Source organism: Streptomyces changanensis, from assembly GCF_024600715.1.
In the GTDB taxonomy this organism is placed as follows: Bacteria; Actinomycetota; Actinomycetes; order Streptomycetales; family Streptomycetaceae; genus Streptomyces; species Streptomyces changanensis.
The window spans coordinates 1,117,319-1,143,216 of record NZ_CP102332.1 but is presented as its reverse complement, the minus strand read 5'-3'; the positions used below and the strand labels follow the sequence as shown (position 1 = coordinate 1,143,216).

General features: G+C 72.8%; 25 protein-coding genes. 19 read left to right on the top strand and 6 right to left on the bottom strand.

All coding sequences use genetic code 11. The features are described from left to right. Nucleotides 1-85: 85 nt before the first annotated feature. Both NRO40_RS05010 and NRO40_RS05005 read left to right on the top strand, forming a co-directional pair. Nucleotides 86-973 carry a tRNA (adenine-N1)-methyltransferase gene (locus tag NRO40_RS05010; RefSeq protein WP_058941653.1) on the top strand — a complete coding sequence of 296 codons (888 nt, stop codon included), beginning with the start codon at nt 86-88 and terminating at the stop codon, nt 971-973. Nucleotides 974-1,201: 228 nt separating this feature from the next. Then, nucleotides 1,202-1,774 (top strand): hypothetical protein, encoded by a 573-nt coding sequence (locus NRO40_RS05005; RefSeq protein ID WP_058941654.1) that lies wholly within the window; start codon nt 1,202-1,204, stop codon nt 1,772-1,774. Nucleotides 1,775-1,778: 4 nt separating this feature from the next. On the opposite strand, the gene NRO40_RS05000 is transcribed toward NRO40_RS05005, so the two are convergent. Then, nucleotides 1,779-2,090, bottom strand: a complete 312-nt coding sequence (locus NRO40_RS05000) for a ferredoxin (RefSeq protein ID WP_058941655.1) — start codon at nt 2,088-2,090, stop codon at nt 1,779-1,781. Nucleotides 2,091-2,344: 254 nt separating this feature from the next. On the opposite strand from NRO40_RS05000, the gene arc reads away from it, so the two are divergent. The 5 genes from arc to prcA all read left to right on the top strand — a co-directional run bounded on the left by arc (nt 2,345) and on the right by prcA (nt 8,182). Continuing rightward, the gene (gene arc / locus NRO40_RS04995) at nt 2,345-4,111 is read left to right on the top strand and encodes a proteasome ATPase (RefSeq protein WP_058941656.1); all 1,767 of its coding nucleotides are present in this window, start codon (nt 2,345-2,347) and stop codon (nt 4,109-4,111) included. A 261-nt stretch (nt 4,112-4,372) separates the two neighbouring features. Further along, nucleotides 4,373-5,884, top strand: a complete 1,512-nt coding sequence (dop, locus tag NRO40_RS04990; RefSeq protein WP_079046969.1) for a depupylase/deamidase Dop — start codon at nt 4,373-4,375, stop codon at nt 5,882-5,884. Nucleotides 5,885-6,027: 143 nt separating this feature from the next. Then, on the top strand, nt 6,028-6,246 hold the full coding sequence (locus tag NRO40_RS04985; protein WP_058941658.1) for a ubiquitin-like protein Pup: 219 nt from the start codon (nt 6,028-6,030) through the stop codon (nt 6,244-6,246). Between the two features lie 284 nt (nt 6,247-6,530). Beyond that, entirely contained in the window at nt 6,531-7,379 is an 849-nt protein-coding gene (gene prcB / locus NRO40_RS04975; protein WP_058941659.1) for a proteasome subunit beta, read from the top strand. 35 nt (nt 7,380-7,414) lie between these two features. Next, the gene (gene prcA / locus NRO40_RS04970) at nt 7,415-8,182 is read left to right on the top strand and encodes a proteasome subunit alpha (RefSeq protein WP_079046970.1); all 768 of its coding nucleotides are present in this window, start codon (nt 7,415-7,417) and stop codon (nt 8,180-8,182) included. 313 nt (nt 8,183-8,495) lie between these two features. Here the strand turns inward: prcA and NRO40_RS04965 are convergent, their stop codons facing one another. Continuing rightward, nucleotides 8,496-9,527 (bottom strand): LacI family DNA-binding transcriptional regulator, encoded by a 1,032-nt coding sequence (locus NRO40_RS04965; protein WP_058941661.1) that lies wholly within the window; start codon nt 9,525-9,527, stop codon nt 8,496-8,498. A gap of 155 nt (nt 9,528-9,682) precedes the next feature. Here NRO40_RS04965 and NRO40_RS04960 point away from each other — a divergent pair, with 155 nt between their 5' ends. The 11 genes from NRO40_RS04960 (at nt 9,683) to NRO40_RS04910 (ending at nt 21,368) form a co-directional block, all read left to right on the top strand. Next, nucleotides 9,683-10,966: an MFS transporter gene (locus NRO40_RS04960; protein WP_232791020.1), complete on the top strand. Its 1,284-nt coding sequence runs from the start codon at nt 9,683-9,685 to the stop codon at nt 10,964-10,966. A gap of 9 nt (nt 10,967-10,975) precedes the next feature. Next, nucleotides 10,976-12,337 carry a Pup--protein ligase gene (gene pafA, locus NRO40_RS04955; protein ID WP_058941663.1) on the top strand — a complete coding sequence of 454 codons (1,362 nt, stop codon included), beginning with the start codon at nt 10,976-10,978 and terminating at the stop codon, nt 12,335-12,337. A gap of 276 nt (nt 12,338-12,613) precedes the next feature. Beyond that, nucleotides 12,614-13,597 (top strand): FKBP-type peptidyl-prolyl cis-trans isomerase, encoded by a 984-nt coding sequence (locus NRO40_RS04950; protein WP_058941664.1) that lies wholly within the window; start codon nt 12,614-12,616, stop codon nt 13,595-13,597. 42 nt (nt 13,598-13,639) lie between these two features. Further along, nucleotides 13,640-14,011, top strand: a complete 372-nt coding sequence (locus NRO40_RS04945; RefSeq protein ID WP_058941665.1) for an FKBP-type peptidyl-prolyl cis-trans isomerase — start codon at nt 13,640-13,642, stop codon at nt 14,009-14,011. Nucleotides 14,012-14,217: 206 nt separating this feature from the next. Further along, nucleotides 14,218-15,204, top strand: a complete 987-nt coding sequence (locus NRO40_RS04940) for a helix-turn-helix transcriptional regulator (protein WP_058941666.1) — start codon at nt 14,218-14,220, stop codon at nt 15,202-15,204. A 42-nt stretch (nt 15,205-15,246) separates the two neighbouring features. Next, nucleotides 15,247-16,206: a helix-turn-helix transcriptional regulator gene (locus NRO40_RS04935; protein ID WP_058941667.1), complete on the top strand. Its 960-nt coding sequence runs from the start codon at nt 15,247-15,249 to the stop codon at nt 16,204-16,206. A gap of 81 nt (nt 16,207-16,287) precedes the next feature. Continuing rightward, nucleotides 16,288-16,560, top strand: a complete 273-nt coding sequence (locus NRO40_RS04930; protein WP_058941668.1) for a hypothetical protein — start codon at nt 16,288-16,290, stop codon at nt 16,558-16,560. 39 nt (nt 16,561-16,599) lie between these two features. Continuing rightward, nucleotides 16,600-16,803 carry a hypothetical protein gene (locus NRO40_RS04925; RefSeq protein ID WP_058941669.1) on the top strand — a complete coding sequence of 68 codons (204 nt, stop codon included), beginning with the start codon at nt 16,600-16,602 and terminating at the stop codon, nt 16,801-16,803. 177 nt (nt 16,804-16,980) lie between these two features. Then, the gene (gene tatA / locus NRO40_RS04920) at nt 16,981-17,253 is read left to right on the top strand and encodes a Sec-independent protein translocase subunit TatA (RefSeq protein ID WP_058941670.1); all 273 of its coding nucleotides are present in this window, start codon (nt 16,981-16,983) and stop codon (nt 17,251-17,253) included. An 86-nt stretch (nt 17,254-17,339) separates the two neighbouring features. Further along, nucleotides 17,340-18,293, top strand: coding sequence for a twin-arginine translocase subunit TatC (gene tatC / locus NRO40_RS04915; protein WP_058941671.1), 954 nt, complete (start codon nt 17,340-17,342; stop codon nt 18,291-18,293). Between the two features lie 246 nt (nt 18,294-18,539). Beyond that, a complete protein-coding gene (locus tag NRO40_RS04910; RefSeq protein ID WP_058941672.1) occupies nt 18,540-21,368 on the top strand; it encodes a DEAD/DEAH box helicase in 2,829 nt (942 codons plus the stop codon). Nucleotides 21,369-21,448: 80 nt separating this feature from the next. Here the strand turns inward: NRO40_RS04910 and NRO40_RS04905 are convergent, their stop codons facing one another. Then, on the bottom strand, nt 21,449-21,904 hold the full coding sequence (locus NRO40_RS04905; protein ID WP_058941685.1) for an ABA4-like family protein: 456 nt from the start codon (nt 21,902-21,904) through the stop codon (nt 21,449-21,451). Continuing rightward, on the bottom strand, nt 21,901-23,103 hold the full coding sequence (locus NRO40_RS04900; protein ID WP_408056977.1) for a hypothetical protein: 1,203 nt from the start codon (nt 23,101-23,103) through the stop codon (nt 21,901-21,903). The genes NRO40_RS04905 and NRO40_RS04900 overlap by 4 nt, the downstream gene beginning before the upstream one ends. Before the next feature lie 114 nt (nt 23,104-23,217). Between NRO40_RS04900 and NRO40_RS04895 the strand changes: the two genes are divergently transcribed. Further along, entirely contained in the window at nt 23,218-23,859 is a 642-nt protein-coding gene (locus tag NRO40_RS04895) for a MerR family transcriptional regulator (protein ID WP_058941686.1), read from the top strand. Between the two features lie 213 nt (nt 23,860-24,072). Here the strand turns inward: NRO40_RS04895 and NRO40_RS04890 are convergent, their stop codons facing one another. Beyond that, the gene (locus NRO40_RS04890; RefSeq protein WP_198549308.1) at nt 24,073-24,921 is read right to left on the bottom strand and encodes a siderophore-interacting protein; all 849 of its coding nucleotides are present in this window, start codon (nt 24,919-24,921) and stop codon (nt 24,073-24,075) included. A 47-nt stretch (nt 24,922-24,968) separates the two neighbouring features. Continuing rightward, nucleotides 24,969-25,877 (bottom strand): 5'-3' exonuclease, encoded by a 909-nt coding sequence (locus tag NRO40_RS04885; RefSeq protein WP_058941674.1) that lies wholly within the window; start codon nt 25,875-25,877, stop codon nt 24,969-24,971. Nucleotides 25,878-25,898: the final 21 nt, after the last annotated feature.

Here is a 25,898-nt window from a genome sequence, read left to right as displayed (position 1 = left end):
CGGCCGGGCGGCCGCGGCCGGAGGCGCGCCGGGCGCGCCCGGCACCGTGGTCGGGCGCCCCGCCACCGACGGGTACCCTGGTCACATGTCCGAACCGACCGGTGCCGCCCGCCGTCGCGGGCCCTTCAAGGTCGGGGACCAGGTCCAGCTCACCGACCCCAAGGGACGCCACTACACGTTCACGCTCGAGGCCGGGAAGAACTTCCACACCCACAAGGGTTCCTTCCCGCACGACGAGCTGATCGGCGCCCCCGAGGGCAGTGTTGTCCGTACCACGGGAAACGTCGCCTACCTCGCGCTGCGCCCCCTGCTCCCCGACTACGTCCTGTCCATGCCCCGCGGGGCCGCAGTCGTCTACCCGAAGGACGCGGGCCAGATCCTCGCCTTCGCCGACATCTTCCCCGGCGCCCGCGTCGTGGAGGCCGGTGTCGGCTCCGGCTCGCTCAGCAGCTTCCTGCTGCGTGCCGTCGGCGACAGCGGCATGCTCCACTCCTACGAGCGCCGCGAGGACTTCGCGGAGATCGCCAAGGCGAACGTGGAGCGCTACTTCGGTGGCCCCCACCCGGCCTGGCGGCTCACCGTGGGCGACCTCCAGGACAACCTGACCGACGCCGACGTCGACCGCGTCATCCTGGACATGCTCGCCCCCTGGGAGTGCCTGGAGGCCGTCTCCAAGGCGCTGGTGCCCGGCGGCATCCTCTGCTGCTACGTCGCCACGACGACCCAGCTGGCCCGGACCGTGGAGTCCATCCGCGAGATCGGCTGCTACGCCGAGCCGCAGCCGTGGGAGTCGATGATCCGCAACTGGCACGTCGAGGGCCTGGCCGTCCGGCCGGACCACCGCATGATCGGCCACACCGGATTCCTCGTCACCGCCCGCCGCCTCGCGGACGGCGTGGAGCCCCCCATGCGCCGCCGCCGCCCCGCCAAGGGCGCCTACGGCGAGGACTACGAGGGCCCCAACAAGGGCTGACGCCCCCGCAACGCCACGCCGCCGCCGCCGGGTTCCCGTACGCACACGGGGAACTCCGCGGCGGCGTCGCCGCGTTCCCCCGCGGGGGGGGGCCACTCCGTGCGGCCCCGCCCCGTCACCCGCCGCACGGACCCCCGCGGTTCCCGCCGGGTGTGACGTGTGGCACGATGCTGGGCACTTCACCGGCCACGTACCACCGCCACCGCACGACCACAGGAGACGCTCCGCGTGCAGACCTCCGCCGCCCCGGACCTCGCGCACACCCACGTCCGCCCGACCCACTGGCTCGCGACCGCGGCCGCCATGGCCGGCGTCGTCGCGCTCGCCGCCCTGGCACAGCCGGCGCCCGCCGTCGCGACGCTTCCCGCCGCGGGTACCGGGACCGCCGTGGGGACGGTCGCCCCCGCGCCCGACGCGGCCTCCGCCACGTACCCGCTGACGTGCGCCGGAGCCCCCACCACCGTCGCCCGGACGGTCACCGGGGACCTCGACGGGGACGGCCGGCCGGAGACGGTCGCCGCGGCCCACTGCCAGGCGGGCTCGGGCACCCCGCCGCACGGGCTGTACGTACTGACCGCCGGCCGGGAGGCAGGCGCCCCCCGCGTCGTGGCCACCCTCCTCGACCCCGCGGACGGCCGCACGGTCGGCGCGCTCGCCGTACACGACGGCCTCGTCACGGCGGCCCTGCTCGGCTACTCCTCCACCGACGTGCCGCGCTGCTGCCCCGACGAGCGGGAGACGGTCGAATGGCGGTGGAGCGGAGGGACGTTCCTGCGCGCCACGGCCACCGGCGGTCGCTGACCCGTCACTCGGCGTCCGGGCCGTACACCTCGACCCTGTCCGAAACCCGCCGTACGTGGATGCAGTCGCCCGGGCACTCCTTGGCGGAGTCCACCACGTCCCGCAGCAGGGGCAGCGGCACCGGGGTCGTCGCGCCCGGCTCCTGGAGCAACTCGTCGTCGGAACTCTTGACGTAGGCCAGGCCGTCGATGTCGAGCTCGAACACCTCGGGGGCGTACTGCACGCAGATCCCGTCGCCGGTGCAGAGATCCTGGTCGATCCAGACCTCCAGAGCCTCTCCGGCGGCCGTGGTGGGAGCCTCGTGCTGCGCGGTCATATGCCCTGCCGTTTCCTGCGTCGGGTGATGCTTCGTCGGTTAAGTCCGGCCCGCCCTGACGGGTGTTGGCCACAGACGACGATACAACCGGCCGCTTTCCGATGTTGATGGGTGGGTATTCCCTTGACGTCGGGGAGAGCGCAAGGGTGAAGATCGGACACACCTCGAGAGTCTTTGTGATCTAGGGGTTTCAATCATCACCCACGCAGGTAGGGTCTGGAAGCGTCCAGCTCCCCTTGGAGGAGGTGAGGACCGTGGCAGCCCACGACGACGACATCAACCGCGGCATCCGGCCGGGGCGAGGGTCTGATGACCCCGCCGGTCAGGTTGCCTATCTCGAGCAGGAAATCGCCGTCCTGCGACGTAAGCTCGCCGACTCTCCGCGCCACACGAGGATTCTCGAGGAGCGGATCGTCGAGCTGCAGACCAACCTGGCCGGCGTGTCCGCGCAGAACGAGCGGCTCGCCAACACGCTCCGCGAGGCCCGCGACCAGATCGTGGCCCTCAAGGAGGAGGTCGACCGCCTCGCCCAGCCACCGGCCGGCTTCGGCGTCTTCCTGCAGGCCAACGAGGACGGCACGTGCGACATCTTCACCGGGGGCCGCAAGCTCCGGGTGAACGTGAGCCCCGGCATCGAGCTCGAGGAGCTCAGGCGGGGCCAGGAAGTCATGCTCAACGAAGCGCTCAACGTGGTCGAGGCCATGGCGTTCGAGCGCGCCGGGGACATCGTCACCCTCAAGGAGATCCTGGAGGACGGCGAGCGCGCCCTGGTCATCGGCCACACCGACGAGGAGCGAGTGGTCAGGCTCGCCGAGCCCCTGCTGGACGTCACCATCCGGCCCGGCGACGCGCTGCTCCTCGAGCCCCGTTCCGGCTACGTGTACGAGGTCATCCCGAAGAGCGAGGTCGAGGAGCTCGTCCTCGAAGAGGTGCCGGACGTCGACTACGACAAGATCGGCGGTCTGGGGAACCAGATCGAGCTGATCCGCGACGCGGTCGAGCTTCCGTACCTCTACCCCGACCTCTTCAAGGAGCACGAGCTGCGGCCGCCCAAGGGCATCCTGCTCTACGGCCCGCCCGGGTGCGGCAAGACGCTCATCGCCAAGGCGGTGGCCAACTCCCTTGCCAAGAAGGTCGCGGAGGTCACCGGACAGCCCGCCGGCAAGAGCTACTTCCTCAACATCAAGGGCCCGGAGCTCCTCAACAAGTACGTCGGCGAGACCGAGCGGCACATCCGCCTCGTCTTCCAGCGCGCGCGGGAGAAGGCGTCCGAGGGCACGCCCGTCATCGTCTTCTTCGACGAGATGGAGTCCCTCTTCCGCACCCGCGGCTCCGGTGTCAGCTCGGACGTGGAGAACACCATCGTCCCGCAGCTGCTCGCCGAGATCGACGGTGTCGAGGGGCTCGAGAACGTCATCGTGATCGGCGCCTCGAACCGCGAGGACATGATCGACCCGGCGATCCTCCGGCCCGGCCGGCTGGACGTGAAGATCAAGATCGAGCGTCCGGACGCCGAGGCCGCCAAGGACATCTTCGCCAAGTACCTCACCCCGTCGCTGCCGCTGCACGCGGACGACCTCACCGAGCACAACGGCTCCAAGGACGCCGCGGCACACGCCATGATCCAGTCGGTCGTGGAGCAGATGTACGCGGAATCCGAGGAGAACCGGTTCCTCGAGGTCACCTACGCGAACGGCGACAAGGAAGTCCTGTACTTCAAGGACTTCAATTCCGGCGCGATGATCCAGAACATCGTCGACCGGGCGAAGAAGATGGCCATCAAGGCCTATCTGGACCAGAACCAGAAGGGCATTCGCGTCTCCCACCTCCTCCAGGCGTGCGTGGACGAGTTCAAGGAGAACGAGGACCTGCCCAACACCACCAACCCGGACGACTGGGCCCGGATCTCCGGCAAGAAGGGCGAGCGGATCGTCTTCATCCGCACCCTCGTCACCGGAAAGCAGGGCGCCGACACCGGTCGGTCCATCGACACGGTGGCGAACACCGGGCAGTACCTGTAAGAGCGCGCAGTACCGGCTGCGGATGTCCCGGGACCCCCGTGAGGGGTGGGCGTCCGCAGCCGGCCGCGTTCCGAGGGGCCCACCACGGACGGACCACACCGGAGCAATGACGCAATCGATCTCCCCCCGGGCGCGAAGGCGCTCTAGGCTCTTCCGTACCGCCGAATCGCGCAGTGCGGGGTCGGGCACCGCACACGCATCGGAGAACCGGTACTCGAGCGCCGTTCCCGCGGGGGGACGCCGCCGGGCAAGGAGGGCCGCATGACCGTACGGCGAGTAATGGGCATCGAGACGGAGTACGGGATCTCCGTCCCCGGCCACCCGAACGCCAATGCCATGCTCACCTCGTCCCAGATCGTCAACGCCTACGCGGCGGCGATGCACCGGGCGCGCCGCGCCCGCTGGGACTTCGAGGAGGAGAACCCGCTGCGGGACGCCCGCGGCTTCGACCTCGCCCGCGAGGCCGCCGACTCCAGCCAGCTCACCGACGAGGACATCGGCCTCGCCAACGTCATCCTGACCAACGGCGCCCGGCTCTACGTGGACCACGCCCACCCGGAGTACAGCGCCCCGGAGGTCACCAACCCCCGCGACGCCGTCCTGTGGGACAAGGCCGGCGAGCGGATCATGGCCGAGGCGGCCGAGAAGGCCGGCCTGCTGCCGGGCGCCCAGCCGATCCACCTGTACAAGAACAACACCGACAACAAGGGCGCCTCGTACGGCACGCACGAGAACTACCTGATGAAGCGGGAGACCCCCTTCTCGGACATCGTGCGCCACCTCACGCCGTTCTTCGTCTCGCGCCAGGTCGTCACGGGCGCGGGGCGCGTCGGCATCGGTCAGGACGGCCAGGAGCACGGCTTCCAGATCAGCCAGCGCGCGGACTACTTCGAGGTCGAGGTCGGCCTGGAGACGACACTCAAACGGCCCATCATCAACACCCGGGACGAGCCGCACGCCGACGCCGAGAAGTACCGCCGGCTCCACGTGATCATCGGCGACGCGAACCTCTCGGAGATCTCGACGTACCTGAAGCTCGGCACGACGGCCCTGGTCCTGTCGATGATCGAGGACGGCTTCATCACCGTCGACCTCGCCGTCGACCAGCCGGTGCGCACGCTCCACCAGGTGTCGCACGATCCGACGCTCCAGCGGCTGGTCACGCTGCGCAGCGGCCGCACGCTCACCGCGGTCCAGCTCCAGATGGAGTACTACGAACTGGCGAGGAAGTACGTCGAGAACCGCTTCGGCGCGGACGCGGACGAGCAGACCAAGGACGTGCTGGCCCGATGGGAGGACACCCTCGGCCGGCTGGAGAACGATCCGATGAGCCTCGCCGGGGAGCTGGACTGGGTGGCGAAGCTGGAGCTCATGGAGGGGTACCGGCGCCGTGACCGGCTCGACTGGGACGCCCCGCGCCTGCACCTGGTGGACCTCCAGTACGCCGACGTGCGCCCCGAGAAGGGCCTGTACAACCGTCTGGCGGCCCGCGGGCGCATGAAGCGCCTGCTGGACGAGCCGGAGGTGGAGCGGGCCGAGAAGCAGCCTCCGGAGGACACCCGGGCCTACTTCCGGGGCCGCTGCCTGGAGCAGTACGCGGACGACGTGGCGGCGGCCTCCTGGGACTCGGTGATCTTCGACCTGCCGGGGCGGGACTCCCTCCAGCGGGTGCCCACCCTGGAGCCCCTGCGGGGTACCCGGGAGCACGTCAAGGACCTCCTGGACCGGTGCCGCACGGCCGAGGAGCTCGTCCGGGTCCTTTCGGGCGGCTGAGGAGGGCTTCAGGGGGCCACCGTGGGGAATCATGGAAGTGGCCCCCCTGGACGTCGGGAAAGACAGGGCCGATGTCAGACCGAACTTGTAGGGTCTGATCTTGAGACACCTGACCAAGCGGGCAATCGAGCGGGGTGAGGGACATGGCGACCAAGGACACCGGCGGCGGGCAGCAGAAGGCCACGCGCTCCACGGAGGAGGTCGAGGAGCAGGCGCCCGAGGCGCAGTCCTCGGAGGACCTCAAGGAGCGCCACGAGAAGCTCAGCGACGACGTCGACTCCGTCCTGGACGAGATCGACGACGTCCTGGAGGAGAACGCCGAGGACTTCGTGCGTTCCTTCGTGCAGAAGGGCGGCCAGTAACCGCCCCTCCCCTTCGATTCGATGATCATGGGGGCGGGCGTCCGGCCCGTTCGACGCAGCGCTGCTCGCGGCGGAGTCGTCTCCGTCCGCGAGCAGCCCGCGTAGGACCGGGCGCCGGCCGTCGCGCGGGCCGCGCGCGGCGGGGTCCGTCACCCGTGTGGATGATCGTCACGGGCCGGGTAAGGTCCGTGGCGTACCGTGCTTCAACCGCAATTCGGCCACCGGAGAGCCGGGAGACCTCCCGACGCCGCCGGCCGGGCTGCCGCCAACCTGGAGGGGAACTCGTGGAAGCCAACACTCGCAGCACCGGGCGTCTACCAGCTGCCTTCCTGACGCCCGGCTCCTCGTCCTTCATGGACTTCCTGAGCGAGCAGTCGCCGGAGCTGCTGCCGGGACGTCGGACGCTGCCGGTCGTACAGGGCGCCATCGAGGTGCCGCACGGCACGACGATCGTCGCGGCCTCCTTCCCCGGGGGCGTGGTCCTGGCCGGTGACCGGCGGGCCACCATGGGTAACATGATCGCCCAGCGCGACATCGAGAAGGTCTTCCCGGCCGACGAGTACTCGGCCGTGGGCATCGCCGGCACGGCCGGCCTGGCCGTGGAGATGGTCAAGCTCTTCCAGCTGGAGCTGGAGCACTTCGAGAAGGTCGAGGGCGCCCAGCTCTCCCTGGAGGGCAAGGCCAACCGGCTCTCCACGATGATCCGCGGCAACCTCGGCATGGCCATGCAGGGCCTCGCCGTCGTCCCGCTCTTCGCCGGCTGGGACGTCGACCGGGAGAAGGGCCGCATCTTCTCCTACGACGTCACCGGCGGGCGCTCCGAGGAGCACGTCGGGTACGCGGCGACGGGCTCCGGCTCGCTCTTCGCCCGCGGGTCGATGAAGAAGCTGTACCGCGAGGACCTCACCGAGCAGCAGGCCGTGACGCTGGTCGTGCAGGCGCTGTACGACGCGGCCGACGACGACTCGGCGACGGGCGGGCCCGACATGGCCCGCCGGATCTTCCCGATCGTCACGGTGATCACGGAGGACGGGTTCCGCCGGCTCACCGACGCGGAGGGGGCCGACGTGGCCCGTGCCGTCCTGGAGCGCCGCATGGAACACCCGGACGGCCCCCGCGCCGAGCTGCTCTGATGAACCCGCCACTGACAGAAAGGGACGGATAGCCGGTGTCGACGCCGTTCTATGTCTCACCCCAGCAGGCCATGGCCGACCGGGCGGAGTACGCCCGGAAGGGGATCGCCCGGGGCCGCAGCCTTGTCGTGATGCAGTACGCCGACGGCATCGTCTTCGTCGGGGAGAACCCGTCCCGCGCACTGCACAAGTTCAGCGAGATCTACGACCGGATCGGCTTCGCCGCGGCCGGCAAGTACAACGAGTACGAGAACCTCCGCATCGGCGGCGTCCGCTACGCCGACCTGCGCGGCTACACCTACGACCGGGACGACGTGACGGCCCGCGGCCTGGCGAACGTCTACGCGCAGACGCTCGGCACGATCTTCTCCAGCGCGGGGGAGAAGCCGTACGAGGTGGAGCTGGTCGTCGCCGAGGTGGGCTCGTCCCCCGAGGGTGACCAGATCTACCGCCTGCCGCACGACGGGTCGATCGTCGACGAGCACGGGTCGGTCGCCGTCGGGGGCAACGCCGAGCAGATCAGCGGTTTCCTGGACCAGCGGCACCGCGACGGGATGTCCCTGGCGGAGGCGCTGAAGCTCGCCGTACAGGCGCTGTCCCGGGACACCAACGGCACCGAGCGGGAGATCCCCGCCGAGCGGCTGGAGGTGGCGGTGCTGGACCGCACGCGGCCGCAGTCGCGGAAGTTCAAGCGGATCGTGGGCCGGCAGCTGGCGCGGCTGCTGGCGGCGCAGGAGCCGGCGACGGCCCCGACGGACGCCGCCGGCGACGAGTCGGAGGGCCCCGAGGCCCCGCAGGAGTAGGAGCCGCGCCCCGGCGCGCCCGCACGTACGCCCCGGTCCGCCCGCGAGGGTGGGCCGGGGCGCTGTCGTGCGCACGGCGGCGGGGGTCCCCGGCCGTGGGTCGGCTCCGCGGGCTGCGGCCGGGTGTGAGCCGCCTGCCGTGGCCCGCGGGGCCTCCGCCGTGCGGCTCGGTGCACGGACCGCCCCTGCTCGGCCTCCTCGCCCAGGGCGTCCCGGGCCGGGCGCGAGCCGGGCGTGAGCCGCCCCGGGGGCCCAGGGCGCGGCGGCGGCGAGGGCTTGGGTCCGGCCCCGTGCGAGGTCGACGCGGGCGGGGTCAGGCGGGCGGGGGTGGTGGGGCCGTGGAGGCGCGTACCCGGAGGGTGACGGGGAGGTCGGCGACGTCGGGCGTGCGGCCGTCCAGGACGGCGAGGAGGGCCTCCATGCCGCGTTCGCCGACCCGTTCGGCCGGGAGGGAGACGGTGGTCAGCTCCGGTTCGACGGCGGTCGCGAGGGCCAGGTCGTCGAAGCCGGTGACGGAGACGTCCTCGGGGACGCGCAGGCCCAGGCGCCGTACGGCCTTGCAGGCGCCCGCGGCGATGAGGTCGTCGTCGCAGACCAGGGCGGTGGGCCGGGCGCCGGGCCCGGCGAGGGCCCGGGCGGCGGCCTCGCGGGCGCCGGCCACCTCCAGGGGGGCGGGCACGGTGCGGACCTCCACGTCCGGCCGGCCGGCGAGGGCCGAGGCCACGGCCCCCGCCCGGACGTCGAAGGTCCAGGAGGGGACCGCCGACGCCAGGTGCACGAAGCGGCGGTGGCCGAGGGCGAGCAGATGATCCGTCACCTGCCGCATGCCGTCGGCGATGGCGAGGTTCACCTGGGCCGCGGAGCCGGGGTCCGCGGGATCGCTGTCGAGCATGACGAGCGGCAGGTCGGTGCCCCGGAACGCGGCGAGGGCGCCGGTGGCCATGGACGAGGCGATGACGCCGTCCAGTGAGGCGCGGGCCGAGGCGAACGGGTCCCTGGCGGGGCCCACGCCCTCGGGCGAGGGGTAGAGGACGACACCGAAGTCGTGACGGGCGGCGACGGCGGCGGCACCGGTGTAGACCCGGGCGAAGAACTCGTTGGTGAGGGCGGGGACGACGAGGAGCGCGGTCCGGGTGCGGCCCAGGCGCAGGTTCCGGGCGGCGAGGTTCGGCCGGTACCCCAGCCGCCCGGCGGCGTCGCGGACCAGGCCGGCGGTGCGCTCGGAGACGCGGCCGCGCCACTTGTCGCCGAGGACCAGGGAGACGGTCGCCTGCGAGACGCCGGCCTCCCGGGCGACGTCCCGGCTGGTGGGGCGGGTCCCGCCGAGGGGTTCCGGGGCCTTCACTCGCTTCCGCCTCCGTACGGTGCGCGTGACCGCGCCGAGGGTGCGGGCGGTCACCGGTGGTGCCCGGGGTGGACCCCCGGCTGTCCGACATGGTACGTATGACGCGACGACGTTATACGTAAAACCTCGGCATGGGGCCGGGGGGAGGAGCAGGCGTGGGCGCGGCAGGCGGCGGATACGCCGACATCTTCAGGGCTCCGCACGTCGTGCGGCTGCTCGTCGGCACGCTGGTCGGCAGGCTGCCCAACGGCACGGCCCACATCGCCATCGCCCTGTTCACCCGCGCCGAGGGCGGCAGCTACACGCTGGCCGGCGCCCTGGCCGCCGTGTACGGCCTCGCCACCGCCGCCGGGCAGCCGCTGCTGGGCCGCGCCGTCGACCTGTACGGCCAGCCGCGCGTACAGCTCCCCGCCGTGGTGGTCTCGGCGCTGGGCATGGCGTGGCTCGCCGTGGCCGGCACCGCCTCGTTGCCGGTGGCGTTCGCGGCGGTGGTCGTGGCCGGGTTCTTCACCCCGCCCCTGGAGGGCGGGCTGCGGGCGCTCTGGCCGACCGTCCTCGGCCGGGGCGACCGGGTGCACCGGGCGTACGCGCTGGACGCCGTGGCGCAGGAGGTGATGTACACGGTCGGTCCGCTGCTCGTGACGCTGCTGGTGTGGCTCTGGTCACCCGCCGCCGCGCTGCTCGTGATCAACGTCGCCGGTGTGGCGGGCGCCCTGGCGGTGGTCTCCTCGGCGCCGTCGCGCGCCTGGCGGTCCGAGCCGCGCGAGGCGCACTGGCTGGGCGCGCTGCGCTCGCGCGGCCTGCTGGCGCTGCTCGGCGCGTTCTTCTTCGTCGGCCTGGCGATGGGCTCCATCACGGTCGCCGCGCTGGCCTACGCGGACGGGCACGGCGGCGACGGCGTGTACGGCCTGCTGATGGCCGCCCTCGGCCTCGGCGCGCTCGCCGGCGGCGTGGTGTACGGGGCCCGGCCCTGGGCGGGCGCGCCCGAGGCCCGGCTGCGGGTCCTGGTCGGTCTGCTGGCCCTGGGGTACCTGCCCCTCGTCCTCGTGCCGGACGTCGCGATGATGACGGTGCTGGCCGCCGTGGCGGGCGTGTTCCTCGCGCCGGCCATCGCCTGCGCGTTCCTCGTCGTGGACCGGCACGCGTTGCGGGGCACGGTGACGGAGGCGTTCTCGTGGCTGGTGACCACCTTCGGCGTCGGCGCCGCGCTGGGGTCCGCGGCGGCCGGGCCCGCGGTGGAGCTCGCGGGCGTGCCGTACGGCTTCGGGGTGGCCGGCGCCGGGGGCGCCGCGGCGCTGCTGGTGCTGCTGGCGACCCGGCGGGTCCTCGCCACCGTGCCGCATTCCGGGCGTCCGCCGGTCGAAACCCCCGCGCACGTATCGGAAAATGATCGGAACGGTACCGTCGAACCCGGTTTCAGCGCGGGCCGTCAGGCGTAATGTTCCTTCATGGACCGCCGCATTTTCGGGCTGGAGAACGAGTACGGCGTCACGTGCACGTTCAGGGGACAGCGCCGACTGTCTCCTGACGAAGTGGCGCGCTACCTCTTCCGCCGTGTCGTGTCATGGGGCCGCAGCAGCAACGTCTTCCTGCGGAACGGCGCCCGCCTCTACCTCGACGTGGGATCGCATCCGGAATACGCGACGCCGGAATGCGACAACGTGACCGAGTTGGTCACGCACGACAAGGCGGGCGAGCGCATTCTCGAAGGCCTTCTCGTGGACGCCGAACGCCGCCTGCACGAGGAGGGCATCGCGGGCGACGTCTACCTCTTCAAGAACAACACCGACTCGGCCGGGAACTCCTACGGCTGCCACGAGAACTACCTCGTCGCGCGGCACGGGGAGTTCTCGCGGCTCGCGGACATCCTCATCCCGTTCCTCGTCACCCGCCAGCTGCTGTGCGGCGCGGGCAAGGTGCTCCAGACCCCGCGCGGCGCCGTCTACTGCGTGAGCCAGCGGGCCGAGCACATCTGGGAGGGAGTCAGCTCCGCGACGACCCGCTCCCGCCCCATCATCAACACGCGCGACGAGCCGCACGCGGACGCCGAGCGCTACCGCCGCCTGCACGTCATCGTCGGCGACTCGAACATGTCGGAGACGACGACGCTGCTCAAGGTCGGCGCCACCGACCTCGTGCTGCGGATGATCGAGGCGGGCACCGTCATGCGGGACCTCACCCTGGAGAACCCGATCCGGGCGATCCGCGAGGTCAGCCACGACATCACCGGCCAGCGCAAGGTCCGCCTGGCGAGCGGACGCGAGGCCTCCGCCCTGGAGGTGCAGCGCGAGTACTACGAGAAGGCCGTCGACTTCGTCGACCGGCGCGGCATCCGCACCGGCACGGTCGCGCAGGTCCTGGAGCTGTGGGGGCGCACGCTCGACGCGATCGAGGCGGAGGACCTCGACCGGATCGGCACCGAGATCGACTGGGTCATGAAGTACAAGCTGCTGGAGCGGTACCGCGCCAAGCACAACATGACCATGTCGAACCCGCGCATCGCGCAGATAGACCTCGCCTACCACGACATCCACCGCCGGCGGGGGCTGTACTACCTGCTGGAGAAGAAGGGCCAGGCCGCCCGGATCTGCAACGACCTGAAGATCTTCGAGGGCAAGTCGGTGCCCCCGCAGACCACCCGGGCGAGGCTGCGCGGTGACTTCATCCGCCGCGCGCAGGAGCAGCGCCGGGACTTCACGGTGGACTGGGTCCACCTGAAGCTGAACGACCAGGCGCAGCGCACGGTCCTGTGCAAGGACCCCTTCCGGTCGGTCGACGACCGCGTGGAGAAGCTCATCGCCGGCATGTGAGCGCCCCGGCGCCCCCGGCCCCCGGGCCCCGCACCGGACCACCGGTGCGGGGCCCGGGCGCGTTCGGCCCCGCCCGCGACGGCGCCCGGTCCGCTCCCGCGCCCACCCGCGCCCACCCGCCCCCGGCCGGGCGCGCGGTGGCGTACGGGTCCGTGCGCGGTCGGGGGGAACGCGGGCGGCAGGGGCGCACGTTCCTCGTACGGCGCCTTACGCACGCCGTAGAGTGGCGCGCACGCCAACCACAAGATCGATCCCCGACCAGATACGAGGCTTCCCGTGCGTCGTCGCTCCCTCCTCCTCGCTGTGCCCGCCGGCCTGCTCACCCTCTCGGCCTGCGGCGACGACAAGTCAGACCAGAAGAAGGACCAGGTCGGCGAGAGCCCGTCGGCCCCCCGGCCCAGCTCGTCCGCGAAGGTCGTCGACGGTCCGCTGCCCGCCATCACGGCCGGCACCAGGTTCGGCGAGAAGCCGACCGTCGCCAAGGGGTCGGGCCGGCCCTCCACCGACCTCGCGGTGAAGACCGTCGTCGCGGGATCCGGCACGGCCGTCGCCGAGGGCGACTACGTGCGGGCGCACTACCTGGGCCAGATCTGGGACACGGCGAAGGTCTTCGACAACTCCTACGACCGCAAGCAGCCGCTGGTCATCCAGCTCCAGCAGGGCGCGGTCATCGACGGTTGGCGGGTCGGCCTGGCCGGTCGCAAGGCCGGCAGCCGCGTCGAGATGGCCGTCCCGCCGGCCCTGGGCTACGGCGCCGAGGGCCGCGGCGACATCAAGGGCACCGACACGATGGTCTTCGTCATCGACGTCCAGGAGACCTTCAACGGCAAGAGCTCCGCCAAGGGCAAGGTGGTCCCGCAGGACGACGCGGCCCTCCCCAAGGTCGGCACCAACACCGACGGCAAGGCGCCCGCCGTCACCGTCCCGAAGACCGCCGCGCCGAAGAAGCTCGTCGCCGAGTACGTCCTGGAGGGTGACGGCGAGGAGGTGCGGGCCACCGACAAGCTGCTCCTCCAGTACAAGGGCGTGCTGTGGAACGGCGGCAAGGAGTTCGACTCCAGCTACTCGCGCCAGCAGCTCGCCGCCTTCCCGCTCCAGCAGCTGATCAAGGGCTGGCAGGAGGGCCTCGCCGGCAAGAAGGTCGGCAGCCGCGTCATGCTGGTCGTGCCGCCGGACCTGGGCTACGGCGCCGAGGCGTCCGGCGAGATCCCGGCGAACTCCACGCTGGTCTTCACGCTCGACATCCTGGCGAAGATGTAAGACTGTGCGGGTCGAAGACAAACGATCAACAGGAGCAGTGACGTGAGCATCGAGAAGCCCGAGGTCGACTTCCCGGGTGGCGAGCCGCCGGCGGAGCTGGAGGTCAAGGACATCTGGGTCGGCGAGGGCGCCGAGGCCAAGTCCGGCGACGTGGTGAAGGTCCACTACGTCGGTGTGTCCTTCTCCTCCGGCGAGGAGTTCGACGCGTCCTGGAACCGCGGCACCCCGCTGCAGTTCCAGCTCGGCGTCGGCCAGGTCATCCCCGGCTGGGACCAGGGCGTCCAGGGCATGAAGGTCGGCGGCCGCCGCCAGCTGATCATCCCGCCGCACCTGGCGTACGGTGACCGCGGCGCCGGCGGCAAGATCGGCCCGGGCGAGACGCTGATCTTCGTCTGCGACCTCGTCGCGGTCTGATCCCGTCCCCCGCCGCGCCCCGCGCGACGGGGACCACGGCCCCCGAGGGCCCGCGCCCCAGCGGCGCGGGCCCTCACCCGTGCGGTCCGCTTCCCCCAGGCCACGACGGGTGTTCGACCGATCCGGGGGCGACTTTCGTCACGCCACCCCGGGGCGGTACGGTCATCGGGCGATAGTGACTCCATACGAAGAGGTGCTGGGCGTCGATGGCCATTGCCAAGGCCGAGCGGCTGATGAATCTCGCGCTGTGCCTGCTCGGCACGCGCCGGCCGCTCAGCAAGCGCGAGCTGCGCGGCTCCATCGAGGCGTACGTCGAGGCGTTCGGGCCCGGTGACGGCGGTGCCGCGCCCGGCGACGACGCCTTCAACCGCATGTTCGAGCGCGACAAGGACGACCTGCGCGAACTCGGACTGGTCATCGAGACCGTCGAGAACCTCGACGGCGAGACCGGTTACCTCGCCCGCCGCGACTCCAACCGGCTGCCGGCCATCCAGCTGGACGCCGAGGAGGCCGCCGCGCTCACCCTCGCCGCCAAGGTCTGGCAGCAGGCCCGCCTCGCCGGCGCCGCGAGCGGCGCCCTGCAGAAGCTGCGCGCCGCCGGCATGCCCGAGGCGGACGACCCGTACGAGGACCGGCCCGGTGCGCTCGAACCGCGCATCCCGGTCCACGAGGCCGCCTTCGAACCCCTCATGCTGGCCTGCCGCGACCGGCGGCCCGTCGTCTTCGAGTACCGCAAGTCCAACTCCGCCCGCGCCGAGGCCCGGCAGGTCGAGCCGTGGACGCTGGAGTGCTGGCGCGGTCACTGGTACCTCGCCGGCTGGGACCGCGACCGCGGCGCCGAGCGCGTCTTCCGGCTGTCCCGCATCACCGGCAAGGTCCGCTCCCGGGCCGGCGCCTTCACCGCGCCGGTGCCCGACGTCTCCACCGTCCGCGAGGCGGTCGAGCGGTGGGCCGGCGAGAGCGCCACCCGGACGGCGCTGATCCGGCTGCGCGCCGAGTGCGGCTACCCGCTGCGCGCCCGCGCCCTGTCCGTACGGGACTGCGGCGACGGCTGGGACGAGCTGGAGATCCCCTACGGGCACGGGCTGGACGCCTGGCTGGTCGAGTTCGGCCCCGACGTCGTCGTCACCGAGCCCGCCGACCTGCGCGCGGACGTCGTGGACCGGCTGCGCGCCGTCGCCAAGGGCTGCTGACCCCCGGGCTGCTGGAACAACGGACGGACGGACGAGCGAGCGATGGCCCCCAACGCGATCGACCAGACCAGGCGGATGCTCTCCCTGGTGACCTACCTGCGGGAACGACCCGGCGCACACGTCGGCGACGTGGCCCGCGCCTTCGGCATCACCGAGGCCGAGCTCATCGCCGACCTCGACGTCCTGCCCATGTGCGGCACGAGCTTCCGCGGCGGCGATCTGCTCGACATCGACACCGACGGCGAGCAGATCTGGTGGCACAACCCGGACGACGTGGCCGCCCCGCTGCGCATCGCCGCCGACGAGGCCACCGCCCTGCTGGTCGCCGCCCGCGCCGTAGCCACCCTGCCCGGCCTGCGCGAGAGCGACCGCGAGGCGCTGCTGCGGGCGACCGCCAAGCTCGAGGCGGCGGCCGGGGAGGCGGCCGGCGCCAGCTCCCGCCTGTCGGTGACCTTCGAGTCCGAGGGTGGCGTCTTCGCCGAGGTCGACCGGGCCATCTCCGAGCGGCGCAGGCTCTGGCTGCGCTACTACTCCCCGGCCCGCGACGAGCTGACGGAGCGTGAGGTGGACCCGATCCGGCTCTTCGCCGTCGGCCACACCTACATGGAGGCGTGGTGCCGCCTCTCCGAGGCGCGGCGCACCTTCCGGCTCGACCGCGTGGCCGAGATCCGCATCCTCGACGAACCGTCCGCACCCCCCGAGGTCGAGCTGCGCGACCTCTCCGCGGGTCTGGTCCAGCCCTCCGCCGACGACCCCGAGGTCGTGGTCGAGGTGGGCCCCGGCGGGCGCTGGGTCGCCGAGTACTACCCGCACGACAGCGCCGAGGAGCTGCCCGGCGGCGGGCTGCGCATCACCCTGCGCACCCCCGACCCGACCTCCCTGCGACGGCTCGCGCTGCGCCTGGGGAGCGACGGGCGGATCGTCGCGCCCGCCGCGCTGGCCGACAGCGCGCGCCGCGCGGCCCAGGAGGCGCTCGCCGCCTACGACGGCCGGGACGCCTGACCGGCCCACCCGCCACGCCAGGTCACGTCACGTCGCGTCGCGCCGCACCACGCCACGTACGAGAGGGGAAGGGAAGACGTCATGGGGGACACGGGGGACACGCCGGTGCTGCCCGGCATCCCGGCACAGCGCGGCCCCGTGCTCTTCAAGGCCGCCTGCCCCGAGTGCCGGGCCCGGTGCGAGCTGGCGGCCGGCTCCCTGCGCCTGGCCATCGGCGCCAGCCGGCGCACGACCTTCTACTCCTTCACCTGCCCCGAGTGCGGCCGCGCCGTGCGCAGGCCCGCCAGTGAGCGGATCGTCGAACTCCTCACCGGCGGAGGCGTCCGGACGCTGCGGCTCCACTCCACCGTCTGACCCCGTCCGCCACCGCCCACCACCGTCTAGGCTTCCCCCATGTTCTGGCCCATGCTCGCCGTCGCCCTCGGGTTCCTCGGGATCGCCGTCCTCGGCGTCCTCGGTATCCGGGTCTTCATCGAGGCCCAGCGCCTCGGCCGTCAAGTGACGCGCACCACACAGCGCATCAACCGCGCCGCCGAAGACCTGGAGGCCGCCGCCGCGGACCTCGCCCGCACCGGCGAGACCCTGCCCGGTCGGTGACGGGGCGGGCAACGGCGCCGAACGCCCTCCCCCATACTCCGCCCACCGGAGGTATGCCGGGGGATTGCCCCGCGTTTACCGGTGAGGGTTACGATGAATGCCCGCGCGGGCGGTCTGAAGTCATGCGTCCGCACCGCTCCGGTACATGAAGACCTCGGTCTCAGAAGGTAGGGAAAAATGGGTCAGGTCGGCATCTGGCATCTGGCCATCGTCGTGGGGATCTTCGTGCTGCTCTTCGGCGCGAAGAAGCTGCCGGAGGTTGCCCGTTCGCTGGGCAAGTCCGCCCGCATCCTCAAGAGCGAGGCCGCAGCCATGAAGAACGACAGCCCCGCCAAGGACGACGCGCACCACTCCGACACGGCCGCGGCGCCCAGGACCATCCAGGCCGCCCCCGGTGACGTCGCGTCCGCTCGCCCTGTCGACGAGCCCAAGCGGACCTCCCAGGGCTGACGCCCCGGTCACACGGTTCACGGTTCATCACAGGTACACGGGTGATCGTCCCCACGGTCGGTCGCTCTCCGAGATAAGGACGTGGGTTGCTCAAGTCTGCCCGCAAGAAGCCCAGGGACCCCGAGGGGCGGATGCCCCTCGTCGATCATCTGCGTGAGCTGCGCAACCGGCTGGTCAAGTCCCTGCTGGCGTTCATCCCGCTGATGATCGTGGCGCTGTTCTTCTCCAAGGACATCGCCGAGTTCCTGAGCTCCCCCGTGCCCCGGTGCCTGAGCGAGCTGGACCCCGCCGCGCGGGTGGGCAAGTGCGCCGTGCTCTCCCAGATCGGCATCACGTCCCCGTTCACCACCTACGTCAAGGTGGGCGTCATGGCCGGGATCGTCGCGTCCGCCCCGGTCTGGCTCTACCAGCTGTGGGCGTTCATCGCGCCCGGCCTGCACCGCAACGAGAAGAAGTACGCCGTCTCCACCGTGGCGGTCGGTACGCCGCTGTTCCTCGCGGGCGCCTACCTCGCGTACTGGGTCCTGCCGCACGCCGTGCCGCTGCTGCTCAGCTTCAGCGTCGACGGCTCGGTGAACTACATCACCGTCGACGACATGATCGGCATGACGATCAAGCTCGTCCTCGCCTTCGGCCTGGCCTTCCAGCTGCCGCTGATCCTCATGCTGCTCAACGCGGGCGGCGTCGTCAGCGGCGCGCGGATGCTCAGCTGGTGGCGCGGCATGGTCATGGGCATCGCGATCTTCGCCGCCATCGTCACGCCCACCGACCCGCTCTCCATGATCGTGATGCAGGTGCCGCTGACCGCGCTGTACTTCGCCGCGGTCGGCTTCTCCCTGGTGAACGACCGCCGCCGGCGCCGTAACGCGGGGCCGGAGCTGAGCGACGACGAGGCGGCCCCGCTCGACCTCCGGCCGGAGGCCGTCGGTCCGGTGGAGCCCGTGGCGGCGGCCCCCGCCCCGGTCCTCCCGGAGCAGGCCGGCGGCGACGCCGACGGCACCCCGGTCCGGCGGGTCAACGGCTACGACGACGTGACCTGAGCGCCTTCCACCCCCGGTCCCACCGCGGCCGGTCGCGCACACCGCGCGGCCGGCCGCTCACCGTGTGCGGCCGGCCGCACGGGCCGCGACCGGGGCGGGGCGCCGGCGGGACGGGGCACCGGCGGGACGGGGCGGAGCGGGGCGGGAGCGCCGGGGGAGGGGCGGCGGCCCGGGGGCGAACGCCCGGCGACGGTCGGACAAACGCCGAGCTGAGTGTCGGTCCCGCCGGGTAGTCTCGAAGACAAGATGACAGACGACCTCACACCAGCGGAAGCGTATGCGGCCGCCCGGCGCAGGGCCACCGAGGAGGCCACCGCGCTCCACGCCTTCCGTGCCCTGTACGACTTCGACCTGGACCCGTTCCAGATCGAGGCGTGCCGCGCCCTGGAGACCGGCAAGGGCGTGCTCGTCGCCGCGCCGACCGGCTCCGGCAAGACCATCGTCGGCGAGTTCGCCGTCCACCTGGCCCTGGGGCAGGGCCGCAAGTGCTTCTACACGACGCCGATCAAGGCGCTGTCCAACCAGAAGTACACCGACCTCGTCAAGCGCTACGGCGCCGCCAAGGTCGGCCTCCTGACCGGCGACAACAGCGTCAACGCCGACGCGCCGGTGATCGTGATGACCACCGAGGTGCTCCGCAACATGCTGTACGCGGGCTCCCAGTCGCTGCGCGGCCTCGGGTACGTGGTCATGGACGAGGTGCACTACCTCTCCGACCGCTTCCGGGGCGCCGTCTGGGAGGAGGTGATCATCCACCTCCCCGAGTCGGTGACCCTCGTCTCGCTCTCCGCGACCGTCTCCAACGCCGAGGAGTTCGGCGACTGGCTCGACACCGTCCGCGGCGACACCGAGGTGATCGTCTCCGAGAGCCGGCCCGTGCCGCTGTGGCAGCACGTCCTGGCCGGGCGCCGGATCTACGACCTCTTCGAGGAGGAGACCGACCACGGCGGCCGCGGCGTCACCCGCCGGGAGGTCAACCCCGACCTCGTCCGCCTGGCGCGCATGGAGAACTCGCGCACGTACAACCCGCGCGACCGGCGCCGCGGCAAGATGGTCCGCGAGGCCGACCGGGAGCGGGAGCGCCGCCAGCGGTCGCGCATCTGGACGCCGGCCCGCCCGGAGGTCATCGACCGGCTCGACGCCGAGGGCCTGCTGCCCGCGATCACCTTCGTCTTCAGCCGCGCCGGCTGCGAGGCGGCCGTCCAGCAGTGCCTCGTCGCCGGGCTGCGGCTCAACGACGAGGACGCCCGCCACCGCGTCCGCGAGCTCGTCGAGGAGCGCACGGCGTCCATCCCCTCCGAGGACCTGCACGTCCTGGGCTACTACGAGTGGCTGGAGGGGCTGGAGCGGGGCATCGCCGCGCACCACGCCGGAATGCTGCCGACGTTCAAGGAGGTCGTCGAGGAGCTCTTCGTCCGCGGCCTCGTCAAGGCGGTGTTCGCCACCGAGACGCTGGCGCTCGGCATCAACATGCCCGCCCGGTCGGTGGTGTTGGAGAAGCTCGTCAAGTGGAACGGCGAACAGCACGCCGACATCACGCCCGGCGAGTACACCCAGCTGACCGGCCGCGCCGGACGCCGCGGCATCGACGTCGAGGGCCACGCCGTGGTCCTGTGGCAGCGGGGCATGGACCCCACGCACCTCGCGGGCCTCGCCGGCACGCGCACCTACCCGCTGAAGTCCAGCTTCCGGCCCTCGTACAACATGGCGGTCAACCTCGTCGACCAGTTCGGCCGGCACCGCTCGCGCGAGTTGCTGGAGACGTCGTTCGCGCAGTTCCAGGCGGACCGGTCCGTCGTCGGCATCTCCCGGCAGGTCCAGCGCAACGAGGAGGGCCTGGACGGCTACCGGGAGGGCATGACCTGCCACCTCGGCGACTTCGAGGAGTACGCCCGGCTGCGCCGCGAGCTGAAGGACCGGGAGAACGAGCTCGCCAAGCAGGGCGCGGTGCAGCGGCGCGCCGCTGCCGCCACCTCCCTGGAGCGGCTCAAGCCGGGTGACGTCATCCACGTGCCGACCGGCAAGTTCGCCGGGCTGGCGCTGGTGCTCGACCCCGGGCTGCCGGCCGGCCGGTCCAACGGCCACCGCGGGTTCGAGCAGCACGACGGGCCCCGGCCGCTGGTCCTGACGGCGGAGCGGCAGGTCAAGCGGCTGGGCGCGATCGACTTCCCGGTGCCGGTGGAGCCGTTGGAGCGGATGCGGATCCCGCGCTCGTTCAACCCGCGCTCGCCGCAGTCGCGCCGCGACCTGGCGTCGGCGCTGCGCACGAAGGCCGGCCACATCGTGCCGGACCGGCACCGCAGGGAGCGTTCCGCCGCCGTCGACGACCGCGAGATCGCCCGGCTGCGCACCGCCCTGCGCGCGCACCCGTGCCACGGCTGCGACGAGCGGGAGGACCACGCCCGCTGGGCGGAGCGCTACCACCGGCTCCAGCGGGACACGCGGCAGCTGGAGCGGCGGATCGAGGGCCGGACGAACACCATCGCGCGCACCTTCGACCGCATCGTGGCGCTCCTGACGGAGCTGGACTACCTGCGGGCCGACGAGGTCACCGAGCACGGCAAGCGGCTCGCCCGCCTCTACGGCGAGTTGGACCTGCTGGCGAGCGAGTGCCTGCGCGAGCGGGTCTGGGAGGGCCTCGGCCCGGCCGAACTCGCCGCGTGCGTGTCGGCGTTGGTGTACGAGTCCCGCCAGGCGGACGACGCGGTCGCGCCGAAGGTGCCGTCCGGCAAGGCGAAGACGGCGCTGGGCGACATGGTCCGCATCTGGGGCCGTCTCGACGCGCTGGAGGAGGAGTTCCGGGTCAACCAGGCGGAGGGCGTCGGGCAGCGCGAGCCGGACCTCGGCTTCGCCTGGGCGGCGCACCAGTGGGCGTCCGGCAAGGGGCTCGACGAGGTGTTGCGCGAGGCGGAGATGCCGGCCGGCGACTTCGTCCGCTGGTGCAAGCAGGTCATCGACGTGCTGGGCCAGATCGCCGCGGCGGCGCCGCGGGAGGAGAGCACGGTCGCGAAGAGCGCCCGCAAGGCGGTCGACGGGCTGCGGCGGGGCGTCGTCGCGTACAGCTCGGTGGGCTGACGCCCCCTCACCCCGGTCGACACGGGGTGGACACGCCCGGGAGGGCCCGGCCGGATCGTTCCGGCCGGGCCCTCCCGGCGTCAGGGGCGCGGGGGCCGGGCGGGACCGTGTCCCTGGCGCCGGGAGCCCACCGCCGCCCGCAGGGGCAGGAAGACGAGCAGGGCCAGCGGAGACAGCAGGACCGCCAGCACCAGCAGGGGGCCCGTCACCAGCGGGTGGAGGCCCAGCCTGCGGGACTCCAGGAACATCCACTGGCCGATCAACAGGTCCCAGGCGATGACCTGGGCCCAGATGGCGCCGGCCCCGTCCGCGAGGGCGGTGAGCGCCCGGAAGGTCTCCAGGTCCGGCTCCCGGACGGCGGTCCACAACTCCGGTACCACGGAAGCGGCGAGCCCCAGGTAGACCAGGAGGACCGGTACGACGGTCAGTGGGGACGCGGCGACGCGGGCCGTCCACGACCAGCCGGGGGCGAGGATCATCAGCAGCCAGACCGGCGCGGCGAGGAGGAACGCCAGCTCGAAGAGGGCGACGGTCACCGGACGGACTCCCGCGCCTGCCGCGGGCCGGCCGCCCGCTCCCACTCGGTGCCGGTGCCGGTGCCGCGCTCCTGCTCCCGGTCGGCGGGCCGCTCCGGCTCCGGGGCGGTCGTCCGCTCGTGGTTCGGCCCGGTGGCCCCGGTCGTGGTCCCCGTCCCGGTCCCGGTGTCGGTGTCGGTCCTGGTCCCCGTCCCCGTCCCGGTTCCGGTGTCGTTCCTCGGCCCGGCGGCCGCCGACCGGGGGCCGGCGGGTGTGGCGGGCGTCCGGTCGGGGCGGATCAGCAGAGCCACCGCGGCGCCGGCGGCCGTGAACGCCGCGGTGACCGCCGCCGCGGTGAGCGTGGCCGCGTCGGGGCCGAGCAGCGGCTGACCGCGCAGGGCCTGCCAGGAGACCAGGGCGAGGACCGCCGCGTACGCGCCGGAGGCGACGGCCATGAGGCGGAACCGGACCCGCGGGTCGCCCAGCCGGGCGAACCGCGGGGCCAGGGCGATCAGGACCAGCAGGACCAGGGGGAGCAGCTGCAGTGCGTGCATGCCGACGAAGTGCGGGACGCGCAGGTCCCCGGCGGTGGTCGACCAGCCGGTGAGCGCCGTACCGGCACCGCCGTCGGGCCCGCCGACACTGTGCGCGCCGACGATGTCGGAGACGCCGCGCTGCTGGCCGGGCGCCGGTCGGGTCATGACCGCGCCGAACGCCGCGCCGATGAGGGCGAGGACCGCGCTCGCCCGGACCGTCAGGGCGGCGGCGCGGTCGGCGAGAGGGGCGCGGAAGAGCAGGACGGCGATGACGAGGCCGGCGAACCAGAGCACCGCCGCCGTCGCGCCCATCGCGCCGTACACCGCGGCGTCGAACGGGGTCTCCTGGTTGAAGTGGCTGCGTCTGCCGCGGGCGGCCTGGCCGACGATGAGGAGCATCTCGACCGCGCAGGCCGCCGCGAGGACCGTCCCCGCCACCCGGGCGGTGCGCCGCCGGGCCCGGCCCCGGTCGGGGAGGAGGGAGAGCATCCAGGCGAAGGAGAGGCAGTAGGCGGCGAACGACACGGCGAACTTGAACGGCTTCGCCCAGATCGGCGCGCCGGCGAGCACGCGGTCGTCGACGACCAGCCCGACCGCGCAGACCACGGCCAGCGCGGCCATGGCGGCGGAGACGACGACGAGCGGCCGGTGCAGCCCGGGTAGACGGCGGAGTGGTAACGGCATGGGACCCCCCAGGACGCATGGATAGTGGCGCTGTCCACTATCTGATAGCGCCACTATCTATGATGGGGGTGGCCCTGGCAAGGGACGGGGCGTGAAGTGGAGGGTGACCAGGGCATGCGCGTGGGCGAGTTGAGCCGCAGGACCGGTGTGTCGGTGCCGACGATCAAGTACTACGTCCGGGAGGGGCTGCTGCCCACCGGGGAGCTGAGCAGCCCCAACCAGGCCAGGTACGACGAGGCGCACGTCCGCCGGCTCCGGCTGGTCCGGGCGCTGATCGACGTGGGCGGGCTTTCGGTCGCCGCCATCAAGGACGTGCTGGAGGCGGTCGAGGACCCCGGGCGTTCCGTGCACGCGGTCCTGGGCGCGGCGCACGACCACATCGCGCCGCGCCAGGGCGGGCCGGAGGACGCCGCGCGGGACGCGGCGCGGCGGCGGGTCACCGAACTGATCGCCCGCCGGGGGTGGGAGGTGGACGACGCCAACCCGGCCGCCCGCTCACTGGCCGACGCGCTCGCCGCGCTGAGCCGGCTCGGGCACGACCGGTTCGCCGAGGTGTCGCTGGAGGCGTACGCGGACGCGGCGGAGCGCGTAGCCGAGACGGACGTGGCCTACGTGGCGAGTGAGGTCGCGCGTGAGGACGTCGTGGAGGGCGCCGTCGTCGGTACGGTGCTGGGCGACGTGGTCTTCGCGTCCCTCCGCCGCCTGGCCCAGGTCGACGCGTCGTCCCGTACGTACGACCCGGAGCGGGGATGGTAGGGCTGGGCCGGCGACGACGGCGGACCCGGGGCTGAGGCCCCGGGCCCGTGGCCGCGCGCCCGGCGGCCGGACGGTGTCGGCACGGGCGGGTGTCGCCACTCCTCGGGCGGGGCCGTCACCCCCGGGCCGTCATCACGCGCATGACGGGCCGGGACGCCGGCCGCCGGACCCGGCCGGCGAAGCACGGGCCCGGGAGGGCGGCCCGCCGGGGTGTCAGGCCGCGGTCCCGGCCTGCTCCTCGCTCTCCACCTGGGCGTTCCACTCGCGCTTGACCGCGCGCCACGCCTCGTCCGTCTTGCCGAGGCGCCAGTACCCGGAGATGGACAGCCGGTCCAGCGGGATGCCGCGCTCCGTGCGCAGGTGGCGGCGCAGCTCCTTCACCGCGCCCGCCTCGCCGTGCACGAAGGCGTGCACGGTGCCCTCGGGGAAGGCGAGGCCGCGCACCGCCTCCACCAGCGGCTCGCCGACCGGGCGGCCGCGCCGCGGCAGCCAGCGGACCTCGACGCCCGCCGGAGCGGTGATCTTCAGCTCGTCGTCGGGCTCCTCGACCTCCACGAAGGCGTGCGCCACCGCGCCGTCGGGCAGCCGCTCCAGCGCCGCGGTGATGGCCGGCAGGGCGCTCTCGTCACCGGCCAGCAGGTGCCAGTCGGCCTCCGGGTCGGGCGCGTACGCCCCGCCCGGGCCGAGGAACCGGACCGTCTCGCCGACCCGCGCCCGGGCCGCCCAGGGGCCGGCCAGGCCCTCGTCGCCGTGGACCACGAAGTCCACCGTCAGCTCCCGCAGCCCGGCGTCCCAGGTCCGCACGGTGTACGTGCGCTGGGCGGGCCACTGGTCGCGCGGCAGCTCCTCGCGGATCCGCTCCAGGTCGAACGGCTCCGGGTAGGTCACGCCCTCGGGGGCGAGGAGGATCTTGATGTAGTGGTCGGTGAACCCGCCCGTGGCGAAGGAGGCCAGCCCCTCGCCGCCGAGGACGATCCGCACCATGTGCGGAGCGATCCACTCGGTGCGCACCACCTGTGCCTGATGGGCCTTCGGTGTCCTGCGGGCCGGCTGTTCCGCCACGACGTCTCCCCGGAAAGTGGTTGCTTAGGTATACCTAAGCTAACACCTCATCGGCCGAGGACGGTGAGGAGCCGCTCCAGGGAACCCCCGAGCCCCCACCTTTGCGCCAGCGCCCGCAGTGCCTCCGGGTCGGCGGGGGCGCTCGGCAGCGCCGGGTCGAACGGCGGCAGCGGAACGTCGTCCGCGACCCGCACGACCTGCGGCGCGACCGCCACGTAGGCCCGCGCCTCGTCCAGCCGGCGGCGCTGCGCGGGAGTGAGCCGCGCGCGGGGGTCGTCCACCGCCGCCATGATCCCGGCCAGATCGCCGAAGGCGTCCAGGAGCTTCGCCGCGGTCTTCTCGCCGATGCCCGGCACCCCCGGCAGGCCGTCGCTCGGGTCGCCGCGCAGGGTGGCCAGGTCGGCGTACCCCGGCCCGTCCACGCCGTACCTGCCGCGCAGCCACTCCTCGTCCACCGCCTGGAGCGTGCCGACGCCCTTGATCGGGTACAGCACCCGCACCCCGCGGGCGTCGTCGACCAGCTGGTACAGGTCGCGGTCGCCCGTCACGATGTCGACCGGGCCCGGCGCGCGGGCGGACAGGGTGCCGATCACGTCGTCCGCCTCGTACCCGGCGACGCCCACGCGGGCCACGCCCAGCGCGTCCAGCACCGCCTCGATCACCGGGACCTGCGGCGACAGCGTGTCCGGCACCTCCTCCTCGTCCGGCACGCCCGCGGCGGTCTCCGCGGCGACCCGGTGCGCCTTGTACGACGGGATCAGCTCCACCCGCCAGGCCGGCCGCCAGTCCGCGTCCATGCACGCCACCAAGTCGTCCGGGCGGTGGTCCTGCACCAGGCGGGCGATGAAGTCCAGCAGCCCGCGCACGGCGTTCACCGGTGTGCCGTCCGGGGCCCGCACCGAGTCGGGGACCCCGAAGTAGGCCCGGAAGTACAGGGATGCGGTGTCGAGGAGCATCAGGCGTCGCGTCACACTCGC